At 69.0% G+C, this 25537-nt stretch carries 19 protein-coding genes; 7 read left to right on the top strand and 12 right to left on the bottom strand.

Features of this window, described 5'->3' with window-relative positions; translation table 11 throughout:
• Positions 1 to 135: 135 nt before the first annotated feature.
• From ACQ86G_RS16380 to ACQ86G_RS16345, 8 genes are all read right to left on the bottom strand, one after another.
• The gene (locus ACQ86G_RS16380) at positions 136 to 447 is read right to left on the bottom strand and encodes a hypothetical protein (protein ID WP_431256333.1); all 312 of its coding nucleotides are present in this window, start codon (positions 445 to 447) and stop codon (positions 136 to 138) included.
• Between the two features lie 41 nt (positions 448 to 488).
• Positions 489 to 680: a hypothetical protein gene (locus tag ACQ86G_RS16375; protein ID WP_431256332.1), complete on the bottom strand. Its 192-nt coding sequence runs from the start codon at positions 678 to 680 to the stop codon at positions 489 to 491.
• 12 nt (positions 681 to 692) lie between these two features.
• Positions 693 to 995, bottom strand: coding sequence for an acyl carrier protein (locus ACQ86G_RS16370; RefSeq protein WP_431256331.1), 303 nt, complete (start codon positions 993 to 995; stop codon positions 693 to 695).
• A gap of 38 nt (positions 996 to 1033) precedes the next feature.
• A complete protein-coding gene (locus ACQ86G_RS16365; protein ID WP_431256330.1) occupies positions 1034 to 1300 on the bottom strand; it encodes a phosphopantetheine-binding protein in 267 nt (88 codons plus the stop codon).
• On the bottom strand, positions 1230 to 2096 hold the full coding sequence (locus ACQ86G_RS16360) for a lysophospholipid acyltransferase family protein (RefSeq protein ID WP_431256329.1): 867 nt from the start codon (positions 2094 to 2096) through the stop codon (positions 1230 to 1232). Before ACQ86G_RS16360 ends, ACQ86G_RS16365 begins: the two co-directional genes overlap by 71 nt.
• On the bottom strand, positions 2089 to 2796 hold the full coding sequence (locus ACQ86G_RS16355) for a beta-ketoacyl synthase chain length factor (RefSeq protein WP_431261421.1): 708 nt from the start codon (positions 2794 to 2796) through the stop codon (positions 2089 to 2091). The genes ACQ86G_RS16360 and ACQ86G_RS16355 overlap by 8 nt, the downstream gene beginning before the upstream one ends.
• 217 nt (positions 2797 to 3013) lie before the next feature.
• Entirely contained in the window at positions 3014 to 3559 is a 546-nt protein-coding gene (locus ACQ86G_RS16350) for a PAS domain-containing protein (RefSeq protein ID WP_431256328.1), read from the bottom strand.
• Positions 3560 to 3697: 138 nt separating this feature from the next.
• Complete coding sequence (locus ACQ86G_RS16345; RefSeq protein ID WP_431256327.1) at positions 3698 to 5038, bottom strand: class I SAM-dependent methyltransferase; 1341 nt, start codon at positions 5036 to 5038, stop codon at positions 3698 to 3700.
• Between the two features lie 366 nt (positions 5039 to 5404).
• On the opposite strand from ACQ86G_RS16345, the gene acnA reads away from it, so the two are divergent.
• Positions 5405 to 8143 carry an aconitate hydratase AcnA gene (gene acnA, locus ACQ86G_RS16340; RefSeq protein WP_431256326.1) on the top strand — a complete coding sequence of 913 codons (2739 nt, stop codon included), beginning with the start codon at positions 5405 to 5407 and terminating at the stop codon, positions 8141 to 8143.
• Positions 8144 to 8316: 173 nt separating this feature from the next.
• Entirely contained in the window at positions 8317 to 8739 is a 423-nt protein-coding gene (locus tag ACQ86G_RS16335; protein WP_431256325.1) for a YciI family protein, read from the top strand.
• Positions 8740 to 8944: 205 nt separating this feature from the next.
• Here the strand turns inward: ACQ86G_RS16335 and ACQ86G_RS16330 are convergent, their stop codons facing one another.
• The 4 genes from ACQ86G_RS16330 to ACQ86G_RS16315 form a co-directional block, all read right to left on the bottom strand.
• Positions 8945 to 9892, bottom strand: coding sequence for a CsgG/HfaB family protein (locus ACQ86G_RS16330; RefSeq protein WP_431256324.1), 948 nt, complete (start codon positions 9890 to 9892; stop codon positions 8945 to 8947).
• A 141-nt stretch (positions 9893 to 10033) separates the two neighbouring features.
• On the bottom strand, positions 10034 to 10420 hold the full coding sequence (locus ACQ86G_RS16325) for a hypothetical protein (protein WP_431256323.1): 387 nt from the start codon (positions 10418 to 10420) through the stop codon (positions 10034 to 10036).
• A 496-nt stretch (positions 10421 to 10916) separates the two neighbouring features.
• Positions 10917 to 11612, bottom strand: coding sequence for a riboflavin synthase subunit alpha (locus ACQ86G_RS16320; RefSeq protein WP_431256322.1), 696 nt, complete (start codon positions 11610 to 11612; stop codon positions 10917 to 10919).
• A 13-nt stretch (positions 11613 to 11625) separates the two neighbouring features.
• Positions 11626 to 11982, bottom strand: a complete 357-nt coding sequence (locus ACQ86G_RS16315; RefSeq protein ID WP_431256321.1) for an ArsC family reductase — start codon at positions 11980 to 11982, stop codon at positions 11626 to 11628.
• A 58-nt stretch (positions 11983 to 12040) separates the two neighbouring features.
• On the opposite strand from ACQ86G_RS16315, the gene aat reads away from it, so the two are divergent.
• The 5 genes from aat (at position 12041) to ACQ86G_RS16290 (ending at position 25492) form a co-directional block, all read left to right on the top strand.
• Complete coding sequence (gene aat, locus ACQ86G_RS16310) at positions 12041 to 12811, top strand: leucyl/phenylalanyl-tRNA--protein transferase (RefSeq protein ID WP_431261420.1); 771 nt, start codon at positions 12041 to 12043, stop codon at positions 12809 to 12811.
• Between the two features lie 21 nt (positions 12812 to 12832).
• The gene (locus tag ACQ86G_RS16305; protein ID WP_431256320.1) at positions 12833 to 13558 is read left to right on the top strand and encodes an arginyltransferase; all 726 of its coding nucleotides are present in this window, start codon (positions 12833 to 12835) and stop codon (positions 13556 to 13558) included.
• Between the two features lie 628 nt (positions 13559 to 14186).
• Complete coding sequence (locus ACQ86G_RS16300; RefSeq protein WP_431256319.1) at positions 14187 to 16805, top strand: chitinase C-terminal domain-containing protein; 2619 nt, start codon at positions 14187 to 14189, stop codon at positions 16803 to 16805.
• A 57-nt stretch (positions 16806 to 16862) separates the two neighbouring features.
• Positions 16863 to 18905: a glycosyl hydrolase family 18 protein gene (locus tag ACQ86G_RS16295; RefSeq protein ID WP_431256318.1), complete on the top strand. Its 2043-nt coding sequence runs from the start codon at positions 16863 to 16865 to the stop codon at positions 18903 to 18905.
• Between the two features lie 764 nt (positions 18906 to 19669).
• Positions 19670 to 25492: an autotransporter-associated beta strand repeat-containing protein gene (locus ACQ86G_RS16290; protein WP_431256317.1), complete on the top strand. Its 5823-nt coding sequence runs from the start codon at positions 19670 to 19672 to the stop codon at positions 25490 to 25492.
• Positions 25493 to 25537 lie beyond the last annotated feature (45 nt).

The raw sequence follows: 25537 nt of genomic DNA, 5'->3' as shown, positions 1-25537 counted from the left end.
CAGCCTGCCAGCGGCGTGTACGCTCGTTGAATTCGAGTCCGGAGACCGGTGTCGCGCCGCGCCAGCCCAGACGATGGTCGGGATCGGCGGGCGTCATCGGCGTCAGGGGCCAGGCCGCCAGGCGTTGGCTGGGGGTCATGCCTTCATCCTCGCGCGGACGCGGCGTCGCACCAGCCATTCGCCGCCCATCAGCAGGCCCATGAGCCCGTAGGCGATCAGCCCGCTGTAAAGCGCCCACACGCGCTCGCTGGCCCACAGGGCGGTCGCCAGCGCGATCAGGCCGTTCATCAGGAAAAAGCCGCACCAGACCTGCGTCACCCGACGCGTGTAACGAATGGCTTCCGGTGGCAGATGCGGATCAGTCAGCCGCGCGAGTCGCTCGACGATCGACGGCCCGCGCACCAGGCTCAACGAGAACACCGTCAGCATCGCGAAGTTGACCAGCACGGGATAGAGCTTGAGCGGCAGGCTGCGGTTCAGCAGCGCCGTCAGGCCAGCCAGCAGCAGCGCGGCCGCGACGATCCAGCGCGCCTGGACCGCGCCGCTTCCCCGACGGTCAGCCGCAGCAGTCCCAGGACCAGCAGCAGCAGGGCCAGATAACGCGGCTCGACATGCCCGAGGCTCGCGAAGACCAGCAGGGGGTAGGCGACCGTCAGGGCCACTACGAGGGCCCATCGCATGGAGGAACCCGATCAGGAGTTCGTGGGGGCCCCGGCGCCCTCGAACTCGACTTTCGCCAGCGAACCCGGGTCGGACTGCATCAGCCCCTGCAGCGCGTTGATCACGTCCTGCAGCGTGCGCACGGTCTTGAACGCTTCGGGCTGCAGGCGCTTGCCCACCAGCGGCTTGAGTCGCACGATGAGGTCGACGGCATCGATGCTGTCGATGTCGAGATCCTCGTACAGCCGCGCCTGCGGCGTGATGCGAGCGGCCTCGATGTCGAAGGTCTCGATCAGGATGGTGCGCAGGCGCTCGAAGATGTCTTGGTCTGTCATGGCCGGATCTTGGTCTTGGTAAGTGCGACCGGAGGCGCTCAGGCGGCGAGCTTGCGGTGCGAGGCCACGAACTCGGCCAGCGCCCGGATGCTGGCGAAGTGTCGACGGGTCTCCGCGGAGTCCGCGCTCATGCTGACGCCGTAGCGCTTCTGCAACGCCAGTCCAAGCTCGAGCGCATCGATGGAATCCAGACCCAGGCCCTCGACGAACAGCGGCTGCTCCGCGTCGATGTCGTCAGGACTGAGGTCTTCCAGTTGAAGTGCCGAGATCAGCAACTCCTTGATTTCTTGCTGCAGCGCTTGCATGGCTCCCGAAGACCGAGTCTTGTTTATTGGATGGACTGAAGTACCAGATCAGATGTTCCGTGAGGCGCCGCGCCGCCAGCGCCGCCTCGCCGCCGGCGGCCTCCAGGAAGGGGGCCGTCGGGAAGTCCTCGGCCACCTCGATACTGAAATGCAGCGGGCGCTCGGCGACGCGCCACCAGGGCTGACCCTTGAAGAGACCCAGCGGTTCGCAGCGGATGTGAACCGGGGTGATGGCCAAGCCGCCTCGCAGAGCGATCTGCGCGGCACCCCGGTGCATCTTCAGAGCTTGCCCAGGGCGCGTGCGCGTGCCTTCCGGAAAGATGATCAGGTTACCGCCCGCCTTCAACTTGTCTACGCAGGTTTGCAGCAGGTCGGCCCCCGAATTGTTGCAGATGTAGCCCGTTGCCAGCACCGGCCCCCTCGTACTGGGGTGGTTCGCTAGTGTCGACTTCACCACACAAAGCGCATCCGGAACGAAACCGATCAGAAACACAACGTCGATCAGCGTCGGGTGGTTGGCGAGCACCAGCATGCCCTGACGCCGCAGGCGTTCCAGGCCGTGAAGCTCGTAGGTCAGCAGGCCCAGGAAGCGCATCCAGCGCACGAACAGCCGGAACAGCGTGCCGATGAGCGCCCGGGCCCGGCGTCCGCGCAGTTCGGGATCGCGCGTGGTGATCCGCAGGACGGGGAAGACGACCAGGCCCAGCATCAGCCCGCCGATGCCGAAGCAGATGAAGGCGATGGCCGTGGCGACGATGCGCCAGAGCCTGCCGATCCAGGCGAATCCGTCAGACATGACGGCTCCAGCGCCAGCCGGCCTGATGCAGTTCGGAGGCGCTGCCCGCGATGACCTGGAGCGCCGCCAGGTCGGGCGGCAGGGACGACGGGACGGTCGCCGTCTGCGGTGCCGATTCCAGGCGGATCTCGTCGCCGGGCTCGATCAGCGCCGCCCAGGCGCGCAGGGGCAAGGCCTCCGCATCGAAGGCCCGGTAGGGATCCGGCAACGCCGATTCCACGCTCACCACCAGCACCTGCCGCGCGCCGTCGGCCAGCAGGCCCAACGCCTCGCACACGGCGGCCGCGGCGCTGCCGGCACCGGCGGAAACGGCGGCGTAGTTGGCGGTATCGCCACGAGCGATCGAGTAGAGCGCGCTGCTGGCGTTGTGCACCGACAGGCTGAAGGCGGTTGGGGAAAGAGGCTCCCCACTCGCGAGCTGGCGCAGAAGGGTCACGGATCGTGAGATCTCCCCCCAGCGGGAGGAAAAGACGACAGGCCCCGTGGCCAAACCGCCTTGAGTCCAGAAGGCCGTCTGAAGGGCTGCCCGCCCCAGTGGGTCGATGCGACGCCGCGTCATGGGTGGCAGTTCGCTCAGTGCGGGAACCGCTTCGCCCTCGAGTCGCGAAAGATCAGGCGTCATCAGCCAGGCCGGCCAGAGACCCGGGTCTGGCAGACCCGGCGCCCAGGCTGACCAGCGACAAACACGAAAGGAAGACATCACGATGGGGGAAATGCTGCGGCAGTATGCAGTGGACAGTCGGAGCCAGCGATGGACGATCCACCTCTTGCGGACCGGACCAAGTTCTGCCTGGCCGGGGATCGCGAAAGATCATCCGGGGGCGCATTCTGGCTCACTGGCACGGCGCGCATTTCCCCGGGGCGTTCAAGTCGCCAGGCCTGCGGAAAATTACCCGTCTCGGCCTCGCCCTCCCCGATCAGACCCCGAAGGACGCCTGCCTGAACGACGCCGCCAGGATCCCCGCCACCTGATCGAGCAGCGCCTCGTTGCCGTCCTCCAGCAGCGCGTGGAACGGCACGCAGCCCAGCGAGCCGATCGGATGGTGCCCACCCATGAACCGGTCCTGGTACGGCGTCGCCGGCCTCACCGTCAGGTCCACCATCGTGCCCAGCATCCGCTGCACATCGCCGCGGTGGTCGCGCTGCACGACGCGGCCTCGCGAGAGCACGTTGCGGTAGCCCGAGCCGTTGCTGCGCAGGCGGAAGCGTTGCTCGTAGGTGCCGGTGAACCCGTCGAAGTGCGCGCGCAGCGTCAGCATCATCGCGTCGAGGTCGTCCGGATGGACGCGGCAGCGCCAGAACGCGGTGCTGTCGGGCTGCTCCGGATGCGGAAAGCCCAGGTGCTGCTTCCAGCGCGGCGAGTAATGCACCAGCTCCAGCAGCGGGTTCAAGTCCCAGACGCCGAAGGCGCCCTGCTCGACCGCCGTCCGCCAGTTCCTGACTTCGTCATGACGGATCCCCATGGTGGGGATCTTGCGCGCCGTCCCGACGTCGGTCAACGTGCATTCCCCCTGAGCGCAGGTCACGCTGCCGGCGCGCCACACCGCCCGTCGCAGGCTTGCCCCCAAGACATCCGCCGACCTCGGGCCCTGGCGACATCGCTAGCGGGGCTCGTACATGTAGCGCCGCGTCAGCGGCACGGGCGCCGGGCCACCGTCACGCTTGCTGGCCAGGATCTGGTACAGGCCCAGCTCGCCCGTCTCGAACTCCAGCGCCGAGGCCGCCATGTACAGGCGCCAGATCCGGTAGTGCGCTTCGTCCACGTACTGGAGCGCCCGGTCGTGGGCCTCCTCCAGCTTCGCGACCCAGGCGCGCAGCGTCTTGGCGTAGTGCATGCGCAGGCCTTCGACATCATGGAGCTCGAACTGCGCCTGCTCCATCACCCGCATCACGTTGCTCGCGCGGTCCAGCTCGCCGTCCGGGAACACGTAGCGGTTGATGAACTTCGACGACAGCGCCTGCCCCCACCCGTCCTCCTCATGGGTGATGCCGTGGTTCAGGAACAGCCCCGCCGGCTTGAGCAGCCGGTTCACGCTGGCGAAATACGTCGGCAGGTTCTTGAGCCCGACGTGTTCGAACATGCCGACGCTGGAGATCTTGTCGAACTGTCCCGTCATGTCCCGGTAGTCGCACAGGCGGACCTCCACCTGCCCTTGCAGACCCGCCGCGGCGATGCGCTCGCGGGCGAGCGCCAACTGCCGCTCCGACAGCGTGATGCCGGTGGCCTTCACGCCGTAATGACGCGCCGCATGCATCACCAGCGCCCCCCAGCCGCAGCCGATGTCCAGCAGTTCCTCGCCCGGCTGCAGCCGCAGCTTGCGGCAGAGGTGGTCCAGCTTGGCCCACTGGGCCCGCGCCAGCGGGGTGTCGTCGGTCTCGTAGTAGGCGCAGGAATAGACCATCGCCGGGTCCAGCCACAACGCGTAGAACTCGTTGGACAGGTCGTAATGGAAGGCGATGGCGGCCTTGTTCTCCGCGCGCGTGTGCCGGCGCACGCCGTCGGCGCGCAGTTCCCCGTCGGTCGCGGGCGGCACCGGCGCCAGCAGCCGCACGGCCAGGCGCAGCCGGTCGCTCCAGGACAGCGTCAGCGCCGGCAGGTGGTCCTTGAGCTGCAGGGCGGCGAAGAAGTCGCCCTCCACGTCGATCTGGCCGGTGAAGTAGGCCTCGGCGAAACGCAGGGGGTCACGGCCGAGCAGCAGGCGCCGCAGCGCGGTGGGGTCGTTGAGGACCAGCGTGAACCCGGCCGGCTGGTGGGCGGTCCGGCCCAGCCGCGTCGCCCAGTGCCCCAGCCGCAGTCCCATGCTGCCCGGGTAGGCGGAGAACAGCCGCTGCAGCAGCGTGAGTCCGGCGGGCGGCAGCGGCGGCGCGCCGGGAGGCGCCGCGATCACGTCCGCCGCGCGGGTGGCGGCGCCCGACTCGGGGGACAACAGTTCCTGATCCATGGATTCCTCGTCCGAAACGCTACGAAAGAATATTGGTCGGGAGCACCCCGGGGGTCAGTTCTTGTCGGCCCGGGTGCAAGCGGCCTGAAAGGCCTCCGACGATATTAGCCAATGCCCCACGCCCCGCCCGGACTGGGGACATTGCCGCCATCCGCATGCCCGCCCGCGGCGCCGGCAACGGTACGCGGGGGGATGGAACGGGGGGCGTTGCGCCCTCGCACAAGCTCGCCCGAAGGAGTCATCACAAGCCCGCCGCCCGAGGCCACAATCAGCCCCGATAGCCTCTACGTCATCGCCCGAAGAGAAACCGTCCCGCCTCCTCGAATGCCAGGAGCGCGCCAGGACCCCAAAGCCCAGGAGTCAGCCATGCCCCATGCATTCGCCAACACCGTCGCCAGCTTCAAGACCGCCTCCGGCAAGAGCGGCAAGTACCACTCGCTGCCCGAGCTGGCCAAGCGCTTCCCCAACGTGAACCAGCTGCCGGTCTCGATCCGGCTGGTGCTCGAGTCGGTGCTGCGCAACTGCGACGGCAAGCGCGTGACCGAGGAGCATGTCGAGCAGCTCGCCAACTGGCAGCCCAACGCGCCCCGCAACGAGGAGATCCCCTTCGTCGTCGCCCGCGTGGTGCTGCAGGACTTCACCGGCGTGCCGCTGCTGGCCGACCTGGCCGCGATGCGCAACGTCGCCAAGGCGCAGGGCAAGGACCCGAAGACGATCGAGCCGCTGGTGCCGGTCGACCTGGTCGTCGACCACTCGATCATGATCGACCACTTCGGCAGCCCCAAGGCGCTGGACCTGAACATGAAGCTCGAGTTCGAGCGCAACCGCGAGCGCTACGAGTTCATGAAGTGGGGCATGCAGGCCTTCGACACCTTCGGCGTCGTCCCGCCCGGCTTCGGCATCGTCCACCAGGTCAACCTCGAGTACCTGGCCCGCGGCGTGCACAAGACTGCCGGGAAGACCGCCGACAAGGACCCCGTCTACTACCCCGACACCCTGGTCGGCACCGACAGCCACACGACGATGATCAACGGCGTCGGCGTCGTGGGCTGGGGCGTCGGCGGCATCGAGGCCGAGGCCGGCATGCTCGGCCAGCCGGTCTACTTCCTGACGCCGGACGTCGTCGGTTTCGAGCTGAGCGGCCGCCTGCGCGAGGGCGTCACCGCCACCGACCTGGTGCTGACCGTGACCGAGATCCTGCGCAAGGCCAAGGTCGTGGGCAAGTTCGTCGAGTTCTTCGGCGAAGGCACCGCCTCGCTGTCGGTCCCCGACCGCGCCACCATCGGCAACATGGCGCCCGAGTACGGCGCGACGATGGGCTTCTTCCCCGTCGACGAACGCACCATCGACTACTTCCAGGGCACCGGCCGCACGAGCGACGAGATCGAGGCCTTCGAGGCCTACTTCCGCGCGCAGGGCCTGTTCGGGGTCCCCAAGGCGGGCGACATCCGCTTCAGCCAGGTGGTCTCGCTGGACCTGGGCACCGTCGTGCCCTCGCTGGCCGGCCCGAAGCGCCCGCAGGACCGCATCGTCATCACCGACCTGGCCAAGACCTTCGCCTCGCTGTACACGAAACCGGTGGCGGAGAACGGGTTCAACCAGCCCGTCGAGAAGCTGCCGAAGTCCTTCCCGCTCGGCGGGACGCAGAAGGGCCTGGAGATCTTCAACGGCGACGTGCTGATCGCCGCGATCACCTCCTGCACCAACACGTCCAACCCGAGCGTGATGCTGGCCGCCGGCCTGCTGGCCAAGAAGGCGGTCGAGGCCGGCCTGAAGGTCCAGCCGCACATCAAGACCTCGCTGGCGCCGGGCTCGCGCATCGTCACCGAGTACCTGCAGAACGCGGGCCTGCTGCCCTACCTGGAGAAGCTGGGCTTCTCCGTGGCGGCCTATGGCTGCACGACCTGCATCGGCAACGCCGGCGACCTGACGCCCGAGATCAACGAGGCGATCACCGGCAACGACCTCGTCTGCGCGGCGGTGCTGTCGGGCAACCGCAACTTCGAGGCGCGCATCCATCCCAACATCAAGGCCAACTTCCTGGCCAGCCCGCCGCTGGTGGTCGCGTATGCCATCGCCGGCAACGTGACGCGCGACCTGATGACCGAACCGGTCGGCCTGGGCACGGGCGGCAAGCCGGTGTACCTGGGCGACATCTGGCCGACCAGCGACGAGATCCACGCGCTGCTGAAGCTGGCGCTCAACCCCGACGCGTTCCGCGCCAACTACGGCAAGGTCAAGGCCGAGCCCGGGAAGCTCTGGGAGAAGATCAAGGGCGGCACCGGCCAGGTCTACGGCTGGCCCAAGAGCACCTACATCGCGCAGCCGCCCTTCTTCGACCGCTTCACCCAGATCCCCGAGGCCCAGGAAGCGGGCGTCAAGGGCGCGCGCATCATGGCGCTGTTCGGCGACTCGATCACCACCGACCACATCTCCCCGGCCGGCGCGATCAAGGAGGTCTCGCCCGCCGGCGCCTACCTGAAGGACAAGGGCGTGCTCAAGGCCGACTTCAACAGCTACGGCTCGCGCCGCGGCAACCATGAAGTCATGATGCGCGGCACCTTCGCCAACGTCCGGATCAAGAACCTGATGATCCCGGCCAAGCCCGACGGCGCGCGCGAGGAAGGCGGCCTGACGCTGTTCCAGCCGGGCGGCGAGAAGCTGTTCATCTACGACGCCGCGATGCGCTACATCGCCGCCGGCACGCCGACGGTGATCTTCGCCGGCGAGGAGTACGGCACCGGCTCCAGCCGCGACTGGGCGGCCAAGGGCACGCAGCTGCTGGGCATCGGTGCGGTCGTGGCCAAGAGCTTCGAGCGCATCCACCGCTCCAACCTGGTCGGCATGGGCGTGCTGCCGCTGCAGTTCCGCGCGGGCGACTCGTGGGAATCGCTGGGCCTGACAGGCGACGAGGTCATCGACATCGAACTCGGCGACGAGATCAAGCCGCAGTCCGAAGCGACGCTGGTGATCCGCGCGGCCGACGGCGTCGCGCCGGAGCGCCGCGTCCCGCTGATCCTGCGCATCGACACGCCGATCGAGGTCGAGTACTACCGCCACGGCGGCATCCTGCCCTACGTGCTGCGCCAACTGCTGGCCGCTTGATCGGGGCGCACCAGTCCAGCTGATCCGCCACTGAAGAAAACGTCGGGGCCGCTATCGACGATATCGACGATGTCGAAAGCGGGATCCGCCGAACGTCATGAGGGTGAGACGCGCCATTCGTTGAATGGCGGGTCCACCCTCTTCCATTTTCAGGACTGCATCAGGAGACCGACATGCGATTCATGGTCATCGTCAAGGCGGACAGCCACAGCGAAGCGGGCGAGATGCCCAGCACGGAGCTGATCACCGCGATGTTTGCGTACAACGAGGAACTGGTGAAGGCCGGCGTCATGCTGTCGGGCGACGGCCTGCAGCCGTCGAGCAAGGGCGCGCGCGTGCGGTTCTCCGGCAAGGAACGCCAGGTCATCGACGGCCCGTTCACTGAAACGAAGGAGCTGATCGCCGGCTTCTGGATCTGGCAGTGCGCCTCGCTGCAAGAGGCGATCGAGTGGGTCAAGAAGTGCCCCAACCCGCAGGTGACGGACTCCGACATCGAGATCCGGCAGATCTTCGAAGCCGAGGATTTCGGCGAGGCGTTCACGCCGGAGCTGCGTGAGCAGGAAGAACGTCTGCGCTCGCAGATCGAGAAGCAGTGAAGGGTCCCGCGCCGTAGCGCGTGCAGCAAAGCAAAACCCCACTCCGCACGCCGCGCCCTCAAGATGGAGGACGTCAGCGGCTGCAAGTGGGGCCGGAATGCTGCTGGGGGTTCCCGGAGGGACGCCCCCTGCTGCGTGGAGAGCCCGCGCTTGGCCAAGCGCAGTTGGGCGGCCTCCCGACCACCCGACGCTCCTCAGCGCACGATCACTTCGTCGTCGGCGTCGTCGTGGTCGCGGGCTTCTTCGCCGCCGGCTTGGCGGCCGCCTTCGGCGCGGCCTTCGCGGGCGTGGCCGCTTGATCGACTTCCTTGGACGCCGCGGTCGAGCCGCCCGACACGCCCAGTCGGCCGCCGGCACCCAGGCCGCCCTTGACCTGCTGCGCCTTGTAGTTGCGCAGCGCCTTCACCATCTGGTTGTACGAATCCGCGAAGGCCGTGACGATCACCTTGCCGGCCGGCGTCTTGCCGTACGCGCCGCCGGCCACGGCGGCGTTGCCGAAGAAGCTGGCGCCGCCGAAGCCGAAGTCGAAGTTCTTGGCCGTGCCTTCCGCGGCCGAGATCTGCACGCCGGAGCGGTTGTCCACCAGCAGCAGCGTCGTGGACGCCTCGTTCTGGTTGATGTTGGCCGCCACCGCGGTCAGCAGGCCGATCGCGCCGGTCCCGATGCCGCCGCCGCCGCCGCCGGTCTTGCCGGAGAACTGGATCTCGGGGCTCATCGTGTAGTCGGCGGCGACCATCTGGCCCTGGCCGAAGTTGCTGCCGGCACGGGTTTCGCCCGACTGCATCAGCGCGCGCTCGCGCTCCATGTTGGCGAAGGCCTTGCCGCGCTCGACGATCACGAAGCAGTTGGACTGCTGCACCATCAGGCGCAGCACCGGCACCGTCGATCCCAGCTGGCGCTCGCGCAGCTGCGACCACCACGGGGCGTTGTTGTCCTCGAAGATGGTCAGCGTGCCCAGCGTCTCGTCGCAATGCTCGAGCTGGCTGTTCTTGTTCTCGGCCGTCGCGCCGCCGGCGGCGCCGGAGACGGTGCCCTTGTTCTCGCCCATCGTCGGCGCGGTGGCCAGGCAGCCGGCCAGCAGCAGCGGGGACAGCACCAGGGCGGACTTCAGCACGAGGCTGGACGAAGCAACGAGGCGGGAAGTGGCAAGCATGGAATCCTCCAGGTTTTCTAAGGACGTCTCGAACGACGTCTCACAACGAGCGACTACAAGGACGCGGGCGACGAGGGAAGCGCTCCGGCCGGACCCGACCGGACGGAGCCAGGGAAATCAAGTGCAGCTCGGCTGCGACGGTCAGTCGATGGGGGTGGCCGGCGCGACGCCGTAATACCCGCCGACCGGCTGGCCGTGCGGATTGCCGATCCAGATGCTGGTGCCGAACACGTCGCTGCACCCGCCCCAGGCGATCTCGAACGCACGCGCCTCTTCGTTGCGGGTCTGTGCGTAGACGGACACGGTGGAGTCCGAGGGGCCGATGGTGTAGCAGACCCGCGCCCACACCGGGCGCGGTGACGACGAGACCACCGAGGCCGCGCCTTCGGCGTCGCCGTCGGAGGCCTTGGCCACCCATTTCGTGCCGCGGGACGGACCCGGGTTGTAGCTGAACAAGTAGGGCACCTGGGCGACCGCCGCGAGCGACGCGGCGAGCAGTCCGGCGACCATCAGGCCTCTGGCCATCATTCGTTTTCCCCTTGCCTGTGTACCGAAATCAAACGATTTCAAAGGAATGTCGCGGATTGTTAGGCCCCACTTTTGAAAAAGCGAGGCCCCCATCGTGGTGGATTCCCCGGAACCGGGACGGGGGAACCCGCATCGACGCGCGTCGGCCCCCTGCCTGTTCCACAGGCCGCACGATTTCGCGCTAACGGACGCCGAACGGCAACACCCGTCCCCCGGATCGCGAGGATCGGCGCGGGCTGCGGGGGAGCGGCGCGATGGCCGATGCCATCGGGGTGGCGCGAGCGGCGCGCGGTCGCGAGCCGCGTTCCGGGGCGCCTTCCGGGGTGCCGGAAGCGACTCCGCGCGCGGGCACCGCCCGGCGCCGCGATGACTTAGGTCATCTGGTGTTGTAGGGATGGCAAATCCGGGGTCATCGGCTATGCCCCGAGGGCCGGACGCGGACCTCCCGGCCCGTCCAGCCTCGCGGATCCGGCTTCCCGGATCGGGTCCCGAAGGCTCAGTCCGCGCCGAGATCCAGGTCCAGGCCCCGTTCCTGCGCGAACAGCTTCAGCGCCGGCATCAGCGCGCCGATCTTCTCGGCCACGGCATCGCGGACGGTGTCCACCATCACCTGCGTCTGGCGCTCGATCTCGATGTGCAGCGGCGCGCCCTCGCCCTTGTCGGCGAAGGTCGTCATGCGCAGCGTCTCGGGGATCAGCCAGACCTCGAACCAGCCCGAGCCGTCGGCATGGCGGCCGGCCTCGGCCACCGTCAGGCTGGCGCCGTTCACGGCGATGTAGCCCTTGGCGAAGATGTAGCGCATCCACGGCGCCGGGACGGCGATGCGGATCACGTGGTTGTTGGCGGGGCGGCGGATCGATTCGACCCGCGCCATGAAGTCGACATGACCCGACAGCGGATGGCCGCCGATCTCGGCGCCCTCCTTCGCGGCGCGCTCGACGTTGAGCCGGCCGCCGACGCCGAGCTGCCCCAGCGCCGTGAGGTTCAGGCTCTGGAGCATCACGTCGAAGTCCGCCTCGTGGTCCCCCTTCAGGGCGGTGACCGTCAGGCAGACGCCGTCGCAGGCGACGGAGGCGCCGATCTCCAGGTCCTCGCAGAAGCCCTGTGGGAAGGCCAGCGTGAAGCTGCGCAGGCCTTCCTTGTCGGTGATGGCCGCGACCTGCGCGATGCCTTGAACGATGCCGGTGAACATGGCGGGCCTCCGGTCAGCGCTGGGCCGCGTGGGATGCGAACAGCTCGGGCGAGAAACCCAGGCTCAGGCGACCGTCGTCCCACTCGACGACGGGGCGCTTGATCACGCTGGGCTGCTCGACCATCAGGGCGGCGGCGCTGGCCGCGTCGGTCACGCCGGCCTTGGCGTCGTCGTCCAGCTTGCGCCAGGTCGTGCCGGCGCGGTTCAGCACCTTGTCCCAGCCGAGTTCACTCATCCACTGCGGCAACTTCGCCGCGGGCACGCCCTGCTTCTTGTAGTCGTGGAACTGGTACGCGAGGCCCTGTCCGTCGAGCCAGGCGCGGGCGCGCTTGACGGTGTCGCAGTTGGGGATGCCGTAGAGGGTGATCATGGGAACGAGGGGGTCGCCGGCGGGCGTGGAAGGAAGGCGGCACGCTACCATGAAGCGGATGATCCCCTGGCTCGACGATGACTCTCTGGACTTCCCGCCGACCCGCCACGCGCTGGGGCCGCGCAGCGACGCTCCGGGGCTGCTCGCGGCCGGCGGCGACCTGAGGCCGGCCCGTCTTCGGGCGGCGTACGCCCGGGGGATCTTCCCCTGGTATGGGGAAGGTCAGCCGATCTTGTGGTGGACGACGGACCCGCGCATGGTGCTGCAGACGGCGGACTTCAAGCTGTCGCGCTCGCTGCGCAAGACGGTGGCGAAGTTCATCCGCACGCCGGGCTGCGAGATCCGCGTCGACCACGCCGCCGAGACCGTGCTCAAGGCCTGCGCCAGCACCTCGCGGGACGGCCAGGACGGCACCTGGATCGTGCCGGAGATGCAGCAGGCCTACCTGCGGCTCGCACGCGAAGGCACGGTGCACTCGGTCGAGACCTGGATGGACGGCGAGCTCGCCGGCGGGCTGTACGGCGTCAACCTCGGCCGGATGTTCTTCGGCGAGTCGATGTTCATGCGCAGGACCGACGCGTCCAAGATCGCCCTGGCCGCGTTGATCTGCCTGTGCCGGGAGTTCGGCATCCCCTGGATCGACTGCCAGCAGCAGACCGCGCACCTGGCCTCGCTGGGCGCGGCGCCGGTCGCCCGCGAGGCGTTCGAGGCGCATCTTGCGGCGCACACCGGCCTGCCCCCGCCCGGGGATTGGTCCTATCATCCGCGGCTGTGGGCCCACCTGGGCCTGACCGACGCCGAGAGCGACTCCCCGAACGACCCGCCCTGAGCCCCTGAGCCCCCAGAGCCCGTGACGCACCCCAAGGAACTCCCGCTGGCCGAGCTGCAGTTCTATGCGACTGCGCCCTACCCCTGCAGCTACCTGAGCGACCGCCAGGCGCGCTCGCAGGTCGCCACGCCCAGCCATCTGATCCACGCCGACGCGTATTCGAGCCTGGTCGCCGCCGGCTTCCGGCGCAGCGGCATGTTCACGTACCGTCCCTACTGCGACGGCTGCAAGGCCTGCGTGCCGATGCGCATCCCGGTGGCGGACTTCCATCCCAACCGCAGCCAGCGCCGCGCCTGGACGCAGCATCAGGCGCTGCAGGCGCGCGTCATGCGGCTGGGCTACAGCGACGAGCACTACCAGCTCTACCTGCGCTACCAGGCCGGCCGCCACAGCGGCGGCGGCATGGACCACGACAGCGTCGACCAGTACACCCAGTTCCTGCTGCAGAGCCGGGTGAACTCGCGGCTGGTGGAGTTCCGCGAGCCCGACGGCGCGCTGAAGATGGTCTCGATCCTCGACATCCTGGGCGACGGGCTGTCGGCGGTCTACACCTTCTACGAGCCCGAGGCCAACGTCAGCTACGGCACCTACAACGTGCTGTGGCAGCTGCGCCAGACCCGCGACCTGAGCCTGCCGCATCTCTACCTCGGCTACTGGATCGCGCAGAGCGACAAGATGGCCTACAAGGCCCGCTTCCTGCCGCACGAGCTGCTGCGCGACGGGCAGTGGTCACGCGTCGAGCGTTGATCCCACGCCCCGCGCACCCCTGACGCCCGGTCGGGAGACCGCGCAAGGCAAGAATTGGTCCCACACTGGTTTTTACGCAGCCGCTCACCGGTCGTACCGGTTTTCCCTTCCATTTGCATCAATTGACGTCCATACACGTCGTTGACGACATCATTACGACACGTTACCCCGCCCCCAAGGGTTAACCTGAATGATGCGGTCGCCAGTGGTATCTACATTGCATACCACTATGAGATCAGCAGCGGTATTGGTCTCTTAGACGCCGCGGTTGCAAACCGCACGCGGTCCGTCCCGGCATCAGCCCGCGGACCGCACGTCGATCAGCAAGGAGTGACTGCCATGTCCGCACGCGCCTTTCTCCGTACCGCCGACCGTGCCGCCGCCGGATTCGTCCCGGCCGCGACGCCGCTGATCCGCCCGGCCGCCCCCGAGTGGCCGGCATGACCCGGGTCTCCGGCGGCCGTGCCCGAGCGGCTGCCGCCTTCGCCGGTTGAACCGACCGGCGCTTTTTCTTCCCGAGCCTTGAGCGTTCCCGCCGCACTGCGTCCGCAGTCGCCCGGCGCGGCGGCGCTCATCCCGAAGTTTCCGAAGACAACGACAACACCGACCCCACGTCAGGAGCCCCCCGATGAGACAACGTCCCTGCGCCCGACCCCACCCGATGCTGCCGTGGCTGATGCCGATGGTGCTGGCCTTCGCCGGCAGCTCGGCGATGGCCTACGACTGCACCGGCGTCGCCGACTGGAACGCCGCCACCGCGTACAGCGGCAACGCGATCGTCAAGCAGACCAACACGGCCTACCAGGCGAAGTGGTGGACGCAGAACAACCCGCCGGCGACGAACGCCGGGCAGTGGGACGTGTGGAAGGTGCTGGGCGCCTGTGACGGCGGCGGCGGAGGCGGCGGAGGCGGCACCAACAAGCCGCCGACGGTGGCGCTGAGTTCGCCGACCGCGGGCACCTCGCCCACGGCGGGCGACACGGTGACGCTGGCCGCGACCGCCGCGGACAGCGACGGCACCGTCGCCAAGGTCGGCTTCTACGTCAACGGCGCGCTGGTCGCCGAGGACACCACCGCGCCGTTCAGCGTGAGCTGGACCGCGCGCGCCGGCGTCGCCGACATCACCGCCCGCGCCACCGACGACAAGGGCGCGACGACCGACACCGCCGCGTTGCGCATCACCGTGCGGGGCCAGGTCACCGGCGACGAGCGCTGCCGGCCCGAAGGCCTGACGACCACCGCCGGCACCGCGCCCGCCTACTGCAAGGTCTACGACGACCAGGGCCGAGAAAAGATGGGCGCCGACAAGCCGCGCCGCATCATCGGCTACTTCACCAGCTGGCGCACCGGCAAGACCGGCCAGCCCGCGTTCCTCGCGCACCAGATCCCGTGGGGTCAGGTCACGCACATCAACTACGCGTTCGCGCATGTGGACGCGGCCAACAAGCTCTCCGTCGGCAACACCGCCGACGCGGCCAACCCCGCCACCGGCCTCACCTGGCCCGGCATCGCGGGCGCGGAGATGGACCCGGCCTATGCGTACAAGGGCCACTTCAACCTGCTCAACAAGTTCAAGAAGCAGTACCCCAACGTCAAGACGCTGATCTCGGTCGGCGGCTGGGCCGAGACGGGCGGCTTCTACACGATGACGACGAACGCGGACGGCTCGACCAACACGGCCGGCATCAACGCGTTCGCGGACTCGGCGGTGGCCTTCCTGCGGCAGTACGGGTTCGACGGCGTCGACATCGACTACGAGTACCCGACCAGCATGAACAACGCCGGCAACCCGGTGGACTTCGCCATCAGCAACGCGCGACGCGGCGCGCTGATGAAGAACTACGTCGTGCTGATGCGCACCCTGCGCGCCAAGCTGGACACGGCCAGCCAGGCCGACGCCCGCCATTACATGCTCACGATCGCGGCGCCCTCCTCCGCCTATCTGCTGCGCGGGATGGAAGCCTTCCAGGTCACCCAGTACCTGGACTACGTGAACATCATGAGCTACGACCTGCACGGGGCGTGGAACCAGTTCGTCGGCCCGAACGCGGCGCTGTACGACGACGGCAAGGACGCCGAGCTCACCGCATGGAGCTACTACAGCGCGACGCAGTACGCGCGCATCGGCTACCTCAACACCGACTGGGCCTACCACTACTTCCGCGGCGCGATGCCGGCGGGCCGCATCAACATCGGCGTGCCGTACTACACCCGCGGCTGGCAGGGCGTGACGGGCGGCACCAACGGCCTGTGGGGCCAGGCGGCACTGCCCGACCAGAGCAAGTGCCCGGCCGGCACCGGCGGCGGCACCGTGCAGAAGTGCGGCAACGGCGCGGTCGGCATCGACAACCTCTGGCACGACCTCGACGTCTCGAGCAAGGAGGTCCCCGCGGGCTCCAACCCGATGTGGCATGCGATGAACCTGGCCTCGGGCCGCGCGGGCAGCTACCTCGCCGCCTACGGCCTGAATCCGGCGACCAACCCGGCTGATCAACTGACCGGCACCTACGTGCGCAACTACGACGCGACGCTGGTCTCGCCGTGGCTGTGGAACGCGCAGAAGAAGGTCTTCATCAGCACCGAGGACGACCAGTCGCTGGGCGTGAAGGCGCAGTACGTGGCCGATCGCGGCATCGGCGGCGTGATGTTCTGGGAGTTCGCCGGCGACTACGCCTTCGACACGGCCCGCAACGAGTACTTCATCGGCAACACGCTGACGACCACGCTCTACAACAAGCTGAAGACGGCGCCCGCCTACGGCAACCGCCTCACCTCGGCGGCGCTGCCGGCGGAGACGCTGGACATCGGCTACGCGCTCGGCGGCTTCGCGCTCGGCGACAGCAACTACCCGATCACGCCCAAGCTCACGCTGACCAACAACAGCACGACGACGCTGCCCGGCGGCACGGAGTTCCAGTTCGACGTCCCCACCGCGATCCCCTCGACGGTGACGGACCAGAGCGGCTTCGGGCTGACGGTGATCAGCAACGGTTCCAACCCCGCGGGCAACAACGTCGGCGGGCTGAAGAACGACTTCCACCGCGCCAGCTTCAAGCTGCCCTCGTGGCAAAGCCTGGCCCCCGGCGCCAGCGTGACGCTGACGATCAACTACTTCCTGCCGTCGACGATGCCCAGCAACTGGACCGTCACGGTGAACGGCCGCAGCTACGCGCTGGCGCAGGAAGCGCGCCGCGGCGCCGTACCCGCCGCTGCTGCCCCAGCGGCCAGGACCTCGGCGGCGCGCTGATGCGCGCGGCCTCCAAGAACCTCCCCACCACCACCCTTTGACCCACAGGAGTTCGACATGAAGAGACAGATGGTCCGCCTCGGCGGAATCGCCCTGGCAGCAGCGATGGCCGCCGGCACCGCGCACGCCTACGACTGCACCAACGTGCCCGAGTGGAGCGCCGCCGCGACCTACACCGGCACCTCCAACAGCTTCGCCAAGCAGGGCAACATCGCCTACCAGGCCAAGTGGTGGACGCAGAACGAAGCGCCCTCCACCCACTCCGGCCAGTGGGACGTGTGGAAGTCGCTGGGCGCCTGCACCGGCGGCGGCACCGACACCACGCCGCCCACCGTGCCCTCGGGCCTGACCGCCAGCGGCAGCACCAGCAGCAGCATCTCGCTGAGCTGGGGCGCCTCGACCGACGCCGGCAGCGGCGTCAACAACTACGAGCTGCTGCGCGGCGGCTCGCTGATCGCCTCGCCCACCGCCACCACGTACACGGACTCCGGCCTGTCCGCGGGCACCTCGTACAGCTACCAGGTCCGCGCCAAGGACAAGGCGGGCAACGTCTCCGGCCTGAGCAGCACGCTGCTGACCAGCACCGCCAGCAACGGCACCTGCGCCGCCGCACCGTCCACGCCCTCGGGCCTGACGTCGCCGTCCAAGAGCGCCACCAGCGTCAACCTGGCCTGGAACGCCGTCGCCGCCGGCCCGAACTGCACGGTGCAGTACCGCGTCAACCAGGGCTCGACGCAGGTCGCGCAGGGCGCGGCCACCAGCGCCAGCGTCACCAACCTGACGGCCAACACGAACTACACGTTCACGGTCTCGGCCTTCAACCAGGCCGGCACCTCGCAGCCGTCGGCGCCGATCACGGTCAAGACCGACACCCAGTCCACCGGCGACAAGGTCGTGCTGGGCTACTTCGCGCAGTGGGGCATCTACGGCCGCAACTACCACGTGAAGAACATCGACACCAGCGGCTCGGCGGCCAACCTGACGCACATCAACTATGCGTTCGGCAACGTCCGCAACAACGTCTGCGAAGTCGGCAAGATCATCCCGAGCAACGAGTCCACCGGTGAAGGCGGCGACGCCTTCGCCGACTACGGCAAGTCCTACGGCGCCGACCTCAGCGTCGACGGCGTGGCCGACACCTGGGACCAGCCGCTGCGCGGCAGCTGGAACCAGCTCAAGAAGCTCAAGGCCAAGTACCCGAAGATCAAGGTGCTGATCTCGCTGGGCGGCTGGACCTGGTCGCGCGGCTTCTCGAGCGCGGCGCGTCCGGAGAACCGCGTCAACTTCGTCAAGAGCTGCGTGGACGCCTACATCAAGGGCAACGTGCCGGTGACGGACGGCGCGGGCGGCACGGGCGCGGCGGCGGGCGTGTTCGACGGCATCGACCTCGACTGGGAGTACCCGAACGCCTGCGGCCTGGCCTGCGGCACGGCCGAGGACCGCGCGAACTTCACCGGCCTGCTGGCCGAGTTCCGCAAGCAGCTCGACGCGGTGCGTCCGGGCCTGCTGCTGTCGATCGCGTCGGGCGCGGGCGTGGACAAGGTGCGGGCCTATGACCCGGACCAGGTCCATCCGTACCTGAACTTCATCAACGTGATGACGTACGACTTCCACGGCGGTTGGGACACGATCACCGGGTTCCACTCGCCGCTGTACGCGCCGGCGAACGACCCGTCCACGGGTGACGTGAAGAAGTACAACACCAACGACGCGATGCAGGCCTTCCTGGACAAGGGTGTCCCGGCCTCGAAGCTGAACGTCGGCATCGGCTTCTACGGCCGCGGCTGGACCAACGTCCCCAACGCCAACAACGGCCTGTTCCAGAGCGGAACGCCGGCTCCGGGCACCTACGAGGCGGGCAACGAGGACTACAAGGTCCTGAAGAATCTGCAGGGTTACACCAGCCGGACCGACGACGTCAGCAAGGCGCAGTGGATCTACAACGGTTCGACCTTCTGGAGCTTCGACACGCCGGCCACGATCGCCGTGAAGATGGCCTACGTGAAGTCCAAGGGCTTCGGCGGCGCGTTCTTCTGGGAGTTCTCGGGCGACGATCCGACCGCCTCGCTGTCCAAGGCGATCGGCGCCGGCCTGAAGTGATCCACGGCTCACGCGCATCGCGCCGTCCGGCGTGATGCATCGAGCGGGCCGGTTCTGCCGGCCCTCGAAGGGCTCCTGCGATTGGCGCAGGAGCCCTTGTTGTTTCTGACTGGGGATCCGCTCATGCGGGTCAGGTCTTGCCAGGCCCCGATCCCACGCGAGTTCCCCCTCAAGACCCTGATCGCAGGGATCAATCAACAAGCATTGACCAGTTTTGATCGGTCTTTGACTCCCTTCGGCAGTTCACTCGCGGATCTCCTGATTCGACGATGCGAGCCGTCGTTTTCAAGGAGTCTGAGATGTCCGGTTTTCTTTCCCGCCGTTGGAGCGCCTCCCGTCAATTCCATACCCGACAGATCGCGATGGCGGTGAGCTTGCTGGGCGTGTCCCTGGCCTGCGTGGCGCCGACATCGGCGTTGGCGTCGGCCACCAATGGGGTCAAGCCAGGCACCGGCGGCAAGGGCCGCGTGTCGCCCTACTATGGCGCTGACGGCGGAACTGGCGGAGGGCAAAGCGGCTCTTCGGCGATCGACGGCCCGAGAAACGCCAGCAATGCAGGCAGGGGCGGCGACGGTCCATCCTCGAGTGCCGGTCCCGGCGGATCCGGCGGCGGTGTGGGGCAGACCATCGGCGCCAACACCACGCTGACCCGCAACATCAGTGGGGGAAATGGCGGAGGCGGCGCGTATCAGAATCCGCAGGCGGGCAAAGCCGGAGGCGGGGGCGGCGCCGCCGTCTTCGTGACTGGCTCTTCCTCCGTCACATTGAATGCAGGCTTCAGTCTGATCGGCGGGAACGGCGGCGATAGCGGCGAGACCAGTGGCATAGCTTATATCGCTGGCGGCGGCGGCGGCGGCGGCAACGGCATCACCATGGCGGCCGGCGGCACCCTGACAAACAACGGCGCGATCCGGGGCGGCAGCGGCGGCGACGGGACCTCGGCGTACTCAGGTGCAAGAGGTGGCGGCGGCGGTGGCGGCCACGGCATCGAAGGCGCCAACATCACCATCGTCAATGCGGGCGTGATCGCCGGCGGCGGTGCTGGCGCGGGCGGCCACCAGATCGGTAGCGAACCGGCGTTTGCCGGGACTGCGGAGTCTGGCGAAGCCGGCGCTGCCATTCATTGGACAGGCGGTGTCAACACGCTGGCGATGAAGAGCGGCTCGACGATCAGCGGCGCCCTTTGGGTCGGCAGCGGCGCATCAGCGACGCTGAGGGCAGATGACGCCGTTGCCGCGATGGGCAACTGGCTGTTGCTGGACGGTTCCGCCACCATCGACACGTCCGTGCAACCACTCAGCTACGGCGGCGCGATCACCGGCACCGGCGGCCTGAAGAAAGCCGGCGCCGGAACGCTCATCCTGTCGGGTGCCAACACGTTCAGCGGCGGCCTCAATATCCAGACGGGTGAAGTCCAGGCGCAGCTGGGCTCGCTGGGCACGGGCGCGATCCGGGACGACGGCACCCTGCGCCTCAACCCTGCCGCTGACGGCACGCTGAGCCAGGCGATCACGGGCTCCGGCTCCCTCATCAAGGAGGGCACCCGGACGCTCACGCTCAACGGCAACGCGCAGCTCAGCGGCAGCGTGCAGGTCGTCGGAGGCACGCTGGCGGTCGGCGCCAGCGGCACCCTGACGGCCGGAGCGCTCCAACTGACCAATGCGGGCAGCACGCTCAACTTGTCGACCGCCACGCACACCACCACGATCGCCGCGCTCAGCGGCGTCGAGGGCACCGCGATCCGGACCGGATCGGCGGCGCTCGTGGTCGGCGATGCATCGAACCAGACGTTCGGCGGCGCGATCTCCGGCAACGGCAGGTTGACGAAACAGGGCAGCGGATCGCTGACGTTGGCGGGCACCAGTTCCTACACGGGCGGAACGACGATCAGCGCCGGCACGCTGTCCGGTTCGTCCGCCAGTTTCGGTACCGGCGCCATCGTCGACAACGCCACGCTGGTACTGGACCAGGCGGTCGCCGGCACGCTCAGCAACACCATCTCGGGCAGCGGCTCGCTGACCAAGCAGGGCGAGGGCACCCTGACCCTCAGCGGCACCAACACCCATGCAGGAGGCACGACGATCAGCGCAGGCACGCTCGTGGGCTCGGCGAACAGCTTCGGCTCGGGCGCGATCGTCGACAACGCCGCGCTGGTCCTGAACCAGGCCGCCAACGGCACGCTGGGCAACACCGTTTCCGGGACCGGCTCGCTGACCAAGCAAGGCGCGGGCACCCTGACGTTGAGCGCCGTCAACACCTACGCCGGCGGCACGACCATCAGCACCGGCACCGTGGTGGGTTCGTCCACCAGCTTCGGCGCCGGCGCCATCGTCGACAACGCCTCGCTGGTCCTGAACCAGACGTCCGACGGCACGATGGCCAACGCCATCGCGGGCAGCGGCAGCGTCGCCAAGCAAGGCGGCGGCTCGCTCACGATGAGCGGCGCCAACACGTATGGCGGCGGCACGACGATCAGCGCCGGCACGTTGATCGGTTCGGCCGGCAGCTTCGGGGTCGGCGCCATCCGCAATGACGCGGCACTGATCCTGGACCAGGCCACCGATGCCGCGTTGTCCAGCCCCGTCTCCGGCAGCGGCACGGTCACCAAGCGGGGCAGCGGCACGCTGACGCTGGAGGGCGCCAACACCTACGCCGGCGGCACGACGATCAACGAAGGGGCATTGAAAGGATCCGCCGCGAGTTTCGGCAGCGGCCCCATCCACGACAACGCGACGCTGATCGTCGACCAGGCGGTGGATGCCGCTATGGCCCAGCTCATCGACGGCACCGGCAGTGTCACCAAACAAGGGACCGGCTCGCTCTCGCTGACCCGCGCCAACACCTACGCCGGCGGCACCACCGTCGCCGCCGGCACGCTCATCGGGTCGAGCGCGAGTTTCGGCACCGGCGCCATCCGCAACGACGCCACGCTGATCGTGGACCAGGCCACGGATGCCACGTTGGCGAACGCCGTTGCCGGCCAGGGCGCCTTCACCAAGCGCGGTGCCGGAGCGCTCACGATGGGCGGCACGAACAGCTACGCTGGCGGCACGACAGTGGCCGCCGGCACGCTGGTGGGATCGGCCGCGAGCTTCGGCACCGGCCAGATCCGCAACGATGCGGCGCTGATCCTGGACCAGGCCACCGACGCCACCTTGTCCAATGCCATCTCCGGTGCCGGGACCGTCACCAAGCAAGGGGCGGGAACACTGACGCTCGGCAGCGCCAACACCTATGCCGGCGGCACCACGATCGCGGCGGGCACGCTGGTCGGCTCGGCCGACAGCTTCGGCAGTGGCGACATCGTCGACAACGGCCTGCTCCGCTTCAGCCAGGCGAGCGATGCGGAGCTGCACAACACCGTCAGCGGTTCGGGCCGCGTCGAGAAGACAGGCGCCGGCCAACTGACGCTGCGTCAGGCGCTGGGCAACACCGGCGACCTGTCCGTCCTCGACGGCCGCGTCGTCGTCAGCGACCAGCAGCACCTGGGTCCGGGCGCCGTCACCGTCAGCGGCCCCGGCCAGATCGCCCTGGGCCTGTCCGCCGACACGCCATTGCGCCACATCGGTGGCGACGGCCTCGTGGCCGTGGACCTCGGCGACACGCAACGCCTGCTGACGATGAGCGCCCCGCCATCGACCGCCCTCGCCTTCACCGGCAACCTGACCCTGTCCAACGCCAGCCTGGCCCTGTCAGGGCCGGGAAGCGAGTCGCTCTCCGCGGCGACCCTGCGACTGAGTACCGGCAGCCGGCTCATCGCCGACGCCGACACCGGCTCGATCGGCGGACTCCTGTTGAACGACGGCTCGATCCGATTCACCCCGGTCGTCGCGGACGACGCCTCGACGCTGCGGCCGATGCAGCTCAACCGGACGCTGGACCTGTCGGGCACCGGCACGATCCAGATCGACATGGATCTGCACGGCGCGAAAGCTGCGGCCTCCATGGGATCGCTGCTGGAGCGCGACGATGGCATCGCGCAACTGCTGGCGCGCACCGCGCCCGGCGGACAGGTGCTCGGCGATGCCGCCGGACTCCGTCTGGCGGGAGGCGACGGCCAGGCCGTCGGGGACAGCACCGAGGGCGAGATCGTTCAAGGCGGTCAGCGCGTGGCCACCACGGCGACACGGTATGGCCTGTCCGCGGGCGCGAACCACGATGGCCTCTACCTGAACAGCCGACTGCTGGGGATCTCCATCCTGGCAGATCACGAGCTGATGCTCGCCGCGCCGGGCGGCGCGACCGGCGCGGCACGGGACCTGTCGGTCCCGATCGGCGGCGCCGGTGGCGTCGCCATCGACGCCGGCGACGCAGGGACGATCACCCTGTCCAGCCAGGACAACACCTATGCCGGCGGGACACGCCTGGTCACCGGAACCTTGGCGCTGGCGGGCGGCAGCCTGCCCCTCGGCAGCGTGATCGCGTTCGACGGCGCGGGCACGAGCCTGGACCTCGCCGCCGCGGGTCGCCCGCAGCGGCTTGGCGGCCTCGACGGCGCGGTGTCCTCGAGCGCCGTCCAGCTGGGTTCTCAGGCGCTGACGCTGGACCTTGCCGGCGATCACGCTTTCGCAGGGACGCTCACGGGCAGCGGCGCGCTGGTGAAGACCGGGGCGGGCACGCAGACGCTGACGGGCGCCAGCAACTACAGCGGCGGCACGACGATCAGCGGCGGCGTCCTGGCGGGTCGCAGCGACAGCTTCGGCAGTGGCGCGATCCGCAACGACGCCACCCTGGTGGTGAACCAGACCGTCGATGGCGAACTGCTCAACGACCTGTCCGGCAGCGGCACCGTCATCAAGCAGGGCGACGGCGCCCTGACGCTGAGCGGCGCCAACACGGGCAGCGGGCCGCTGCGCATCGAAGCCGGCACGCTCCGCGCCGACATGGACCGGCTCGGCACCGGCGCGATCGTCAACAACGCCGTGCTCGAACTCGACGTCCCCCGCGACAGCCTGCTGGACAACCGCCTGAGCGGTCGCGGCCAGCTCGTGAAATCCGGCCCCGGCGATCTGACGCTGGAAGGGTCGCAGAGCGTGGGCCTGCTCAGCGTCCGCACCGGCGGCCTGATCGTCGGTGCCGCGGGAGACGGCAGTGCGCTGCTGCACGGCGACGTGGCCATCGCCGCCGGCGCCCGCTTGCAAGGCAACGGCACGATCGATGGCAGCGCCCATCTGTCCCAGGAGGCGACCTTGCAGCTGAAGTCGGCCAGCGCGGCGCTGCGCATCCAGGGCAACCTCCAGCTGGATCCGGGCGCCCGCGTCGTCGCCGCCGTGAACGCCGCCAGCCGCCAGCCGGCGCTCGTCGTCGGCGGCAGGCTGGGCGTGCAAGGCGCGCTGCTCCATGTCGATGCGGCGCAGGGCGACTGGGCGCCCGAAACGCGCATCGACCTGTTGCGCGCGGGGCAGGTGGAGGGGCGCTTCGCCGCCGTGGACACCAACCTGGCCTTCCTGACGCCGACGCTCGAGTACGGCTCGCAGGACGTCATCGTGACGATGAAACGCAACCAGACCGCGGTCGGGGATCTGGCCCAGACTCCGAATCAACAGCAGGTGGCGGATGCACTGACGCCCCACGAGGACAAGGCGCCGGCGGCAGACCTCATCGTGAGGCTGCCGCGCGACGAGGTCGCGCCTTCCCTGGAGGCGCTGGCCGGCAGCACCCAGGCGAGCACGCTCGCTGCCGCATCGCTCGGCGCGGCGCAGCAGCGCATGGCATTGGGGCGGCACCTGCGCGAGGCGCTGACGCCGCGCGGCAACTTCGACGAGGGCAGCGGCCTCTGGGCCACCGTGTTCCAGCAGCGCAGCACGTTGGCCGCCGCGCAGGTGACCTCGACTCGCGGCGACGTGCAGGGCGGGCTGGCCGGCATCGACCTGCTGCGCGGCCGTGACGCCCAACTCGGCGTGGCGGCCGGCGCCTCTCACCAGACGCTGACCGCCGTGGATCAGGGACGCGTGGAGGTCCGGTCCGCCCTGTTCTCGCTGTACGGCGCCACCCGCTGGCGCGTCTTCAGCCTGCGCGGCGCGCTGTCGTATGCGCAATCCCGCATCCACACGGGGCGGGACGTCGCCATCGGCAACCATCGCGCATCGCTGAGCGCCGACGAGCGCGCTCGTCACGCCGAAGGTTTCCTCGAAGTGGGTCTGCCGGGCCGCCTCCCCTTCGGCCAGATCGAGCCCTTCCTTCAGGTGGGACATTTCGTCACCCGGACCAGCGGGTTCACCGAGCACGGCGATGAGGCCACCGCGCTGAGCGGCAGCGGCGCGCACGATGCGCGCTCCTTCGGGATGGCCGGCCTGCACTGGAACTCCGACACGCAATACGCCCTGGGCTCGGGCTGGAGCCTGCAAGGCATGGCCGCGCTCCAGCATGTCGGCGGCGCAGCGGCCGTGTCCCGCCAGGTCAGCCTGGCCGGGACGGACAGTTTCGTCACCCGTGCCGCCTCCGGCGCGGGCACCGGCGTGCTGGCCGATCTCGGGCTGACCGTGACGCCGCGCCCGCGACTGTCGCTCTCCGTGCATCTGGCGCATGGCGAGACCGGCGCGAGCCGCGACACCGGCTGGCGCGTGCAGGGGCTCTGGCAGTTCTGACCGTTCCGGTGGCGCCCGCCGATGCGCGCCCGCATCGGCGGGCGC

The sequence above is a fragment of the Roseateles chitinivorans genome (assembly GCF_050632145.1).
In the GTDB taxonomy this organism is placed as follows: Bacteria; Pseudomonadota; Gammaproteobacteria; order Burkholderiales; family Burkholderiaceae_C; genus Roseateles; species Roseateles chitinivorans_B.
This window is presented reverse-complemented; position numbering and strand designations above follow the sequence as displayed.

What these genes read in the sequence shown, in the direction of transcription:
- ACQ86G_RS16375 (WP_431256332.1), bottom strand. Translation starts at nt 680, where the DNA reads ATGCGATGGGCCCTCGTAGTGGCCCTGACGGTCGCCTACCCCCTGCTG.
- ACQ86G_RS16370 (WP_431256331.1), bottom strand. Translation starts at nt 995, where the DNA reads ATGACAGACCAAGACATCTTCGAGCGCCTGCGCACCATCCTGATCGAG.
- ACQ86G_RS16365 (WP_431256330.1), bottom strand. Translation starts at nt 1,300, where the DNA reads ATGCAAGCGCTGCAGCAAGAAATCAAGGAGTTGCTGATCTCGGCACTT.
- ACQ86G_RS16360 (WP_431256329.1), bottom strand. Translation starts at nt 2,096, where the DNA reads ATGTCTGACGGATTCGCCTGGATCGGCAGGCTCTGGCGCATCGTCGCC.
- ACQ86G_RS16355 (WP_431261421.1), bottom strand. Translation starts at nt 2,796, where the DNA reads ATGTCTTCCTTTCGTGTTTGTCGCTGGTCAGCCTGGGCGCCGGGTCTG.
- ACQ86G_RS16350 (WP_431256328.1), bottom strand. Translation starts at nt 3,559, where the DNA reads ATGGGGATCCGTCATGACGAAGTCAGGAACTGGCGGACGGCGGTCGAG.
- ACQ86G_RS16345 (WP_431256327.1), bottom strand. Translation starts at nt 5,038, where the DNA reads ATGGATCAGGAACTGTTGTCCCCCGAGTCGGGCGCCGCCACCCGCGCG.
- acnA (WP_431256326.1), top strand. Translation starts at nt 5,405, where the DNA reads ATGCCCCATGCATTCGCCAACACCGTCGCCAGCTTCAAGACCGCCTCC.
- ACQ86G_RS16335 (WP_431256325.1), top strand. Translation starts at nt 8,317, where the DNA reads ATGCGATTCATGGTCATCGTCAAGGCGGACAGCCACAGCGAAGCGGGC.
- ACQ86G_RS16330 (WP_431256324.1), bottom strand. Translation starts at nt 9,892, where the DNA reads ATGCTTGCCACTTCCCGCCTCGTTGCTTCGTCCAGCCTCGTGCTGAAG.
- ACQ86G_RS16325 (WP_431256323.1), bottom strand. Translation starts at nt 10,420, where the DNA reads ATGATGGCCAGAGGCCTGATGGTCGCCGGACTGCTCGCCGCGTCGCTC.
- ACQ86G_RS16320 (WP_431256322.1), bottom strand. Translation starts at nt 11,612, where the DNA reads ATGTTCACCGGCATCGTTCAAGGCATCGCGCAGGTCGCGGCCATCACC.
- ACQ86G_RS16315 (WP_431256321.1), bottom strand. Translation starts at nt 11,982, where the DNA reads ATGATCACCCTCTACGGCATCCCCAACTGCGACACCGTCAAGCGCGCC.
- aat (WP_431261420.1), top strand. Translation starts at nt 12,041, where the DNA reads ATGATCCCCTGGCTCGACGATGACTCTCTGGACTTCCCGCCGACCCGC.
- ACQ86G_RS16300 (WP_431256319.1), top strand. Translation starts at nt 14,187, where the DNA reads ATGAGACAACGTCCCTGCGCCCGACCCCACCCGATGCTGCCGTGGCTG.
- ACQ86G_RS16295 (WP_431256318.1), top strand. Translation starts at nt 16,863, where the DNA reads ATGAAGAGACAGATGGTCCGCCTCGGCGGAATCGCCCTGGCAGCAGCG.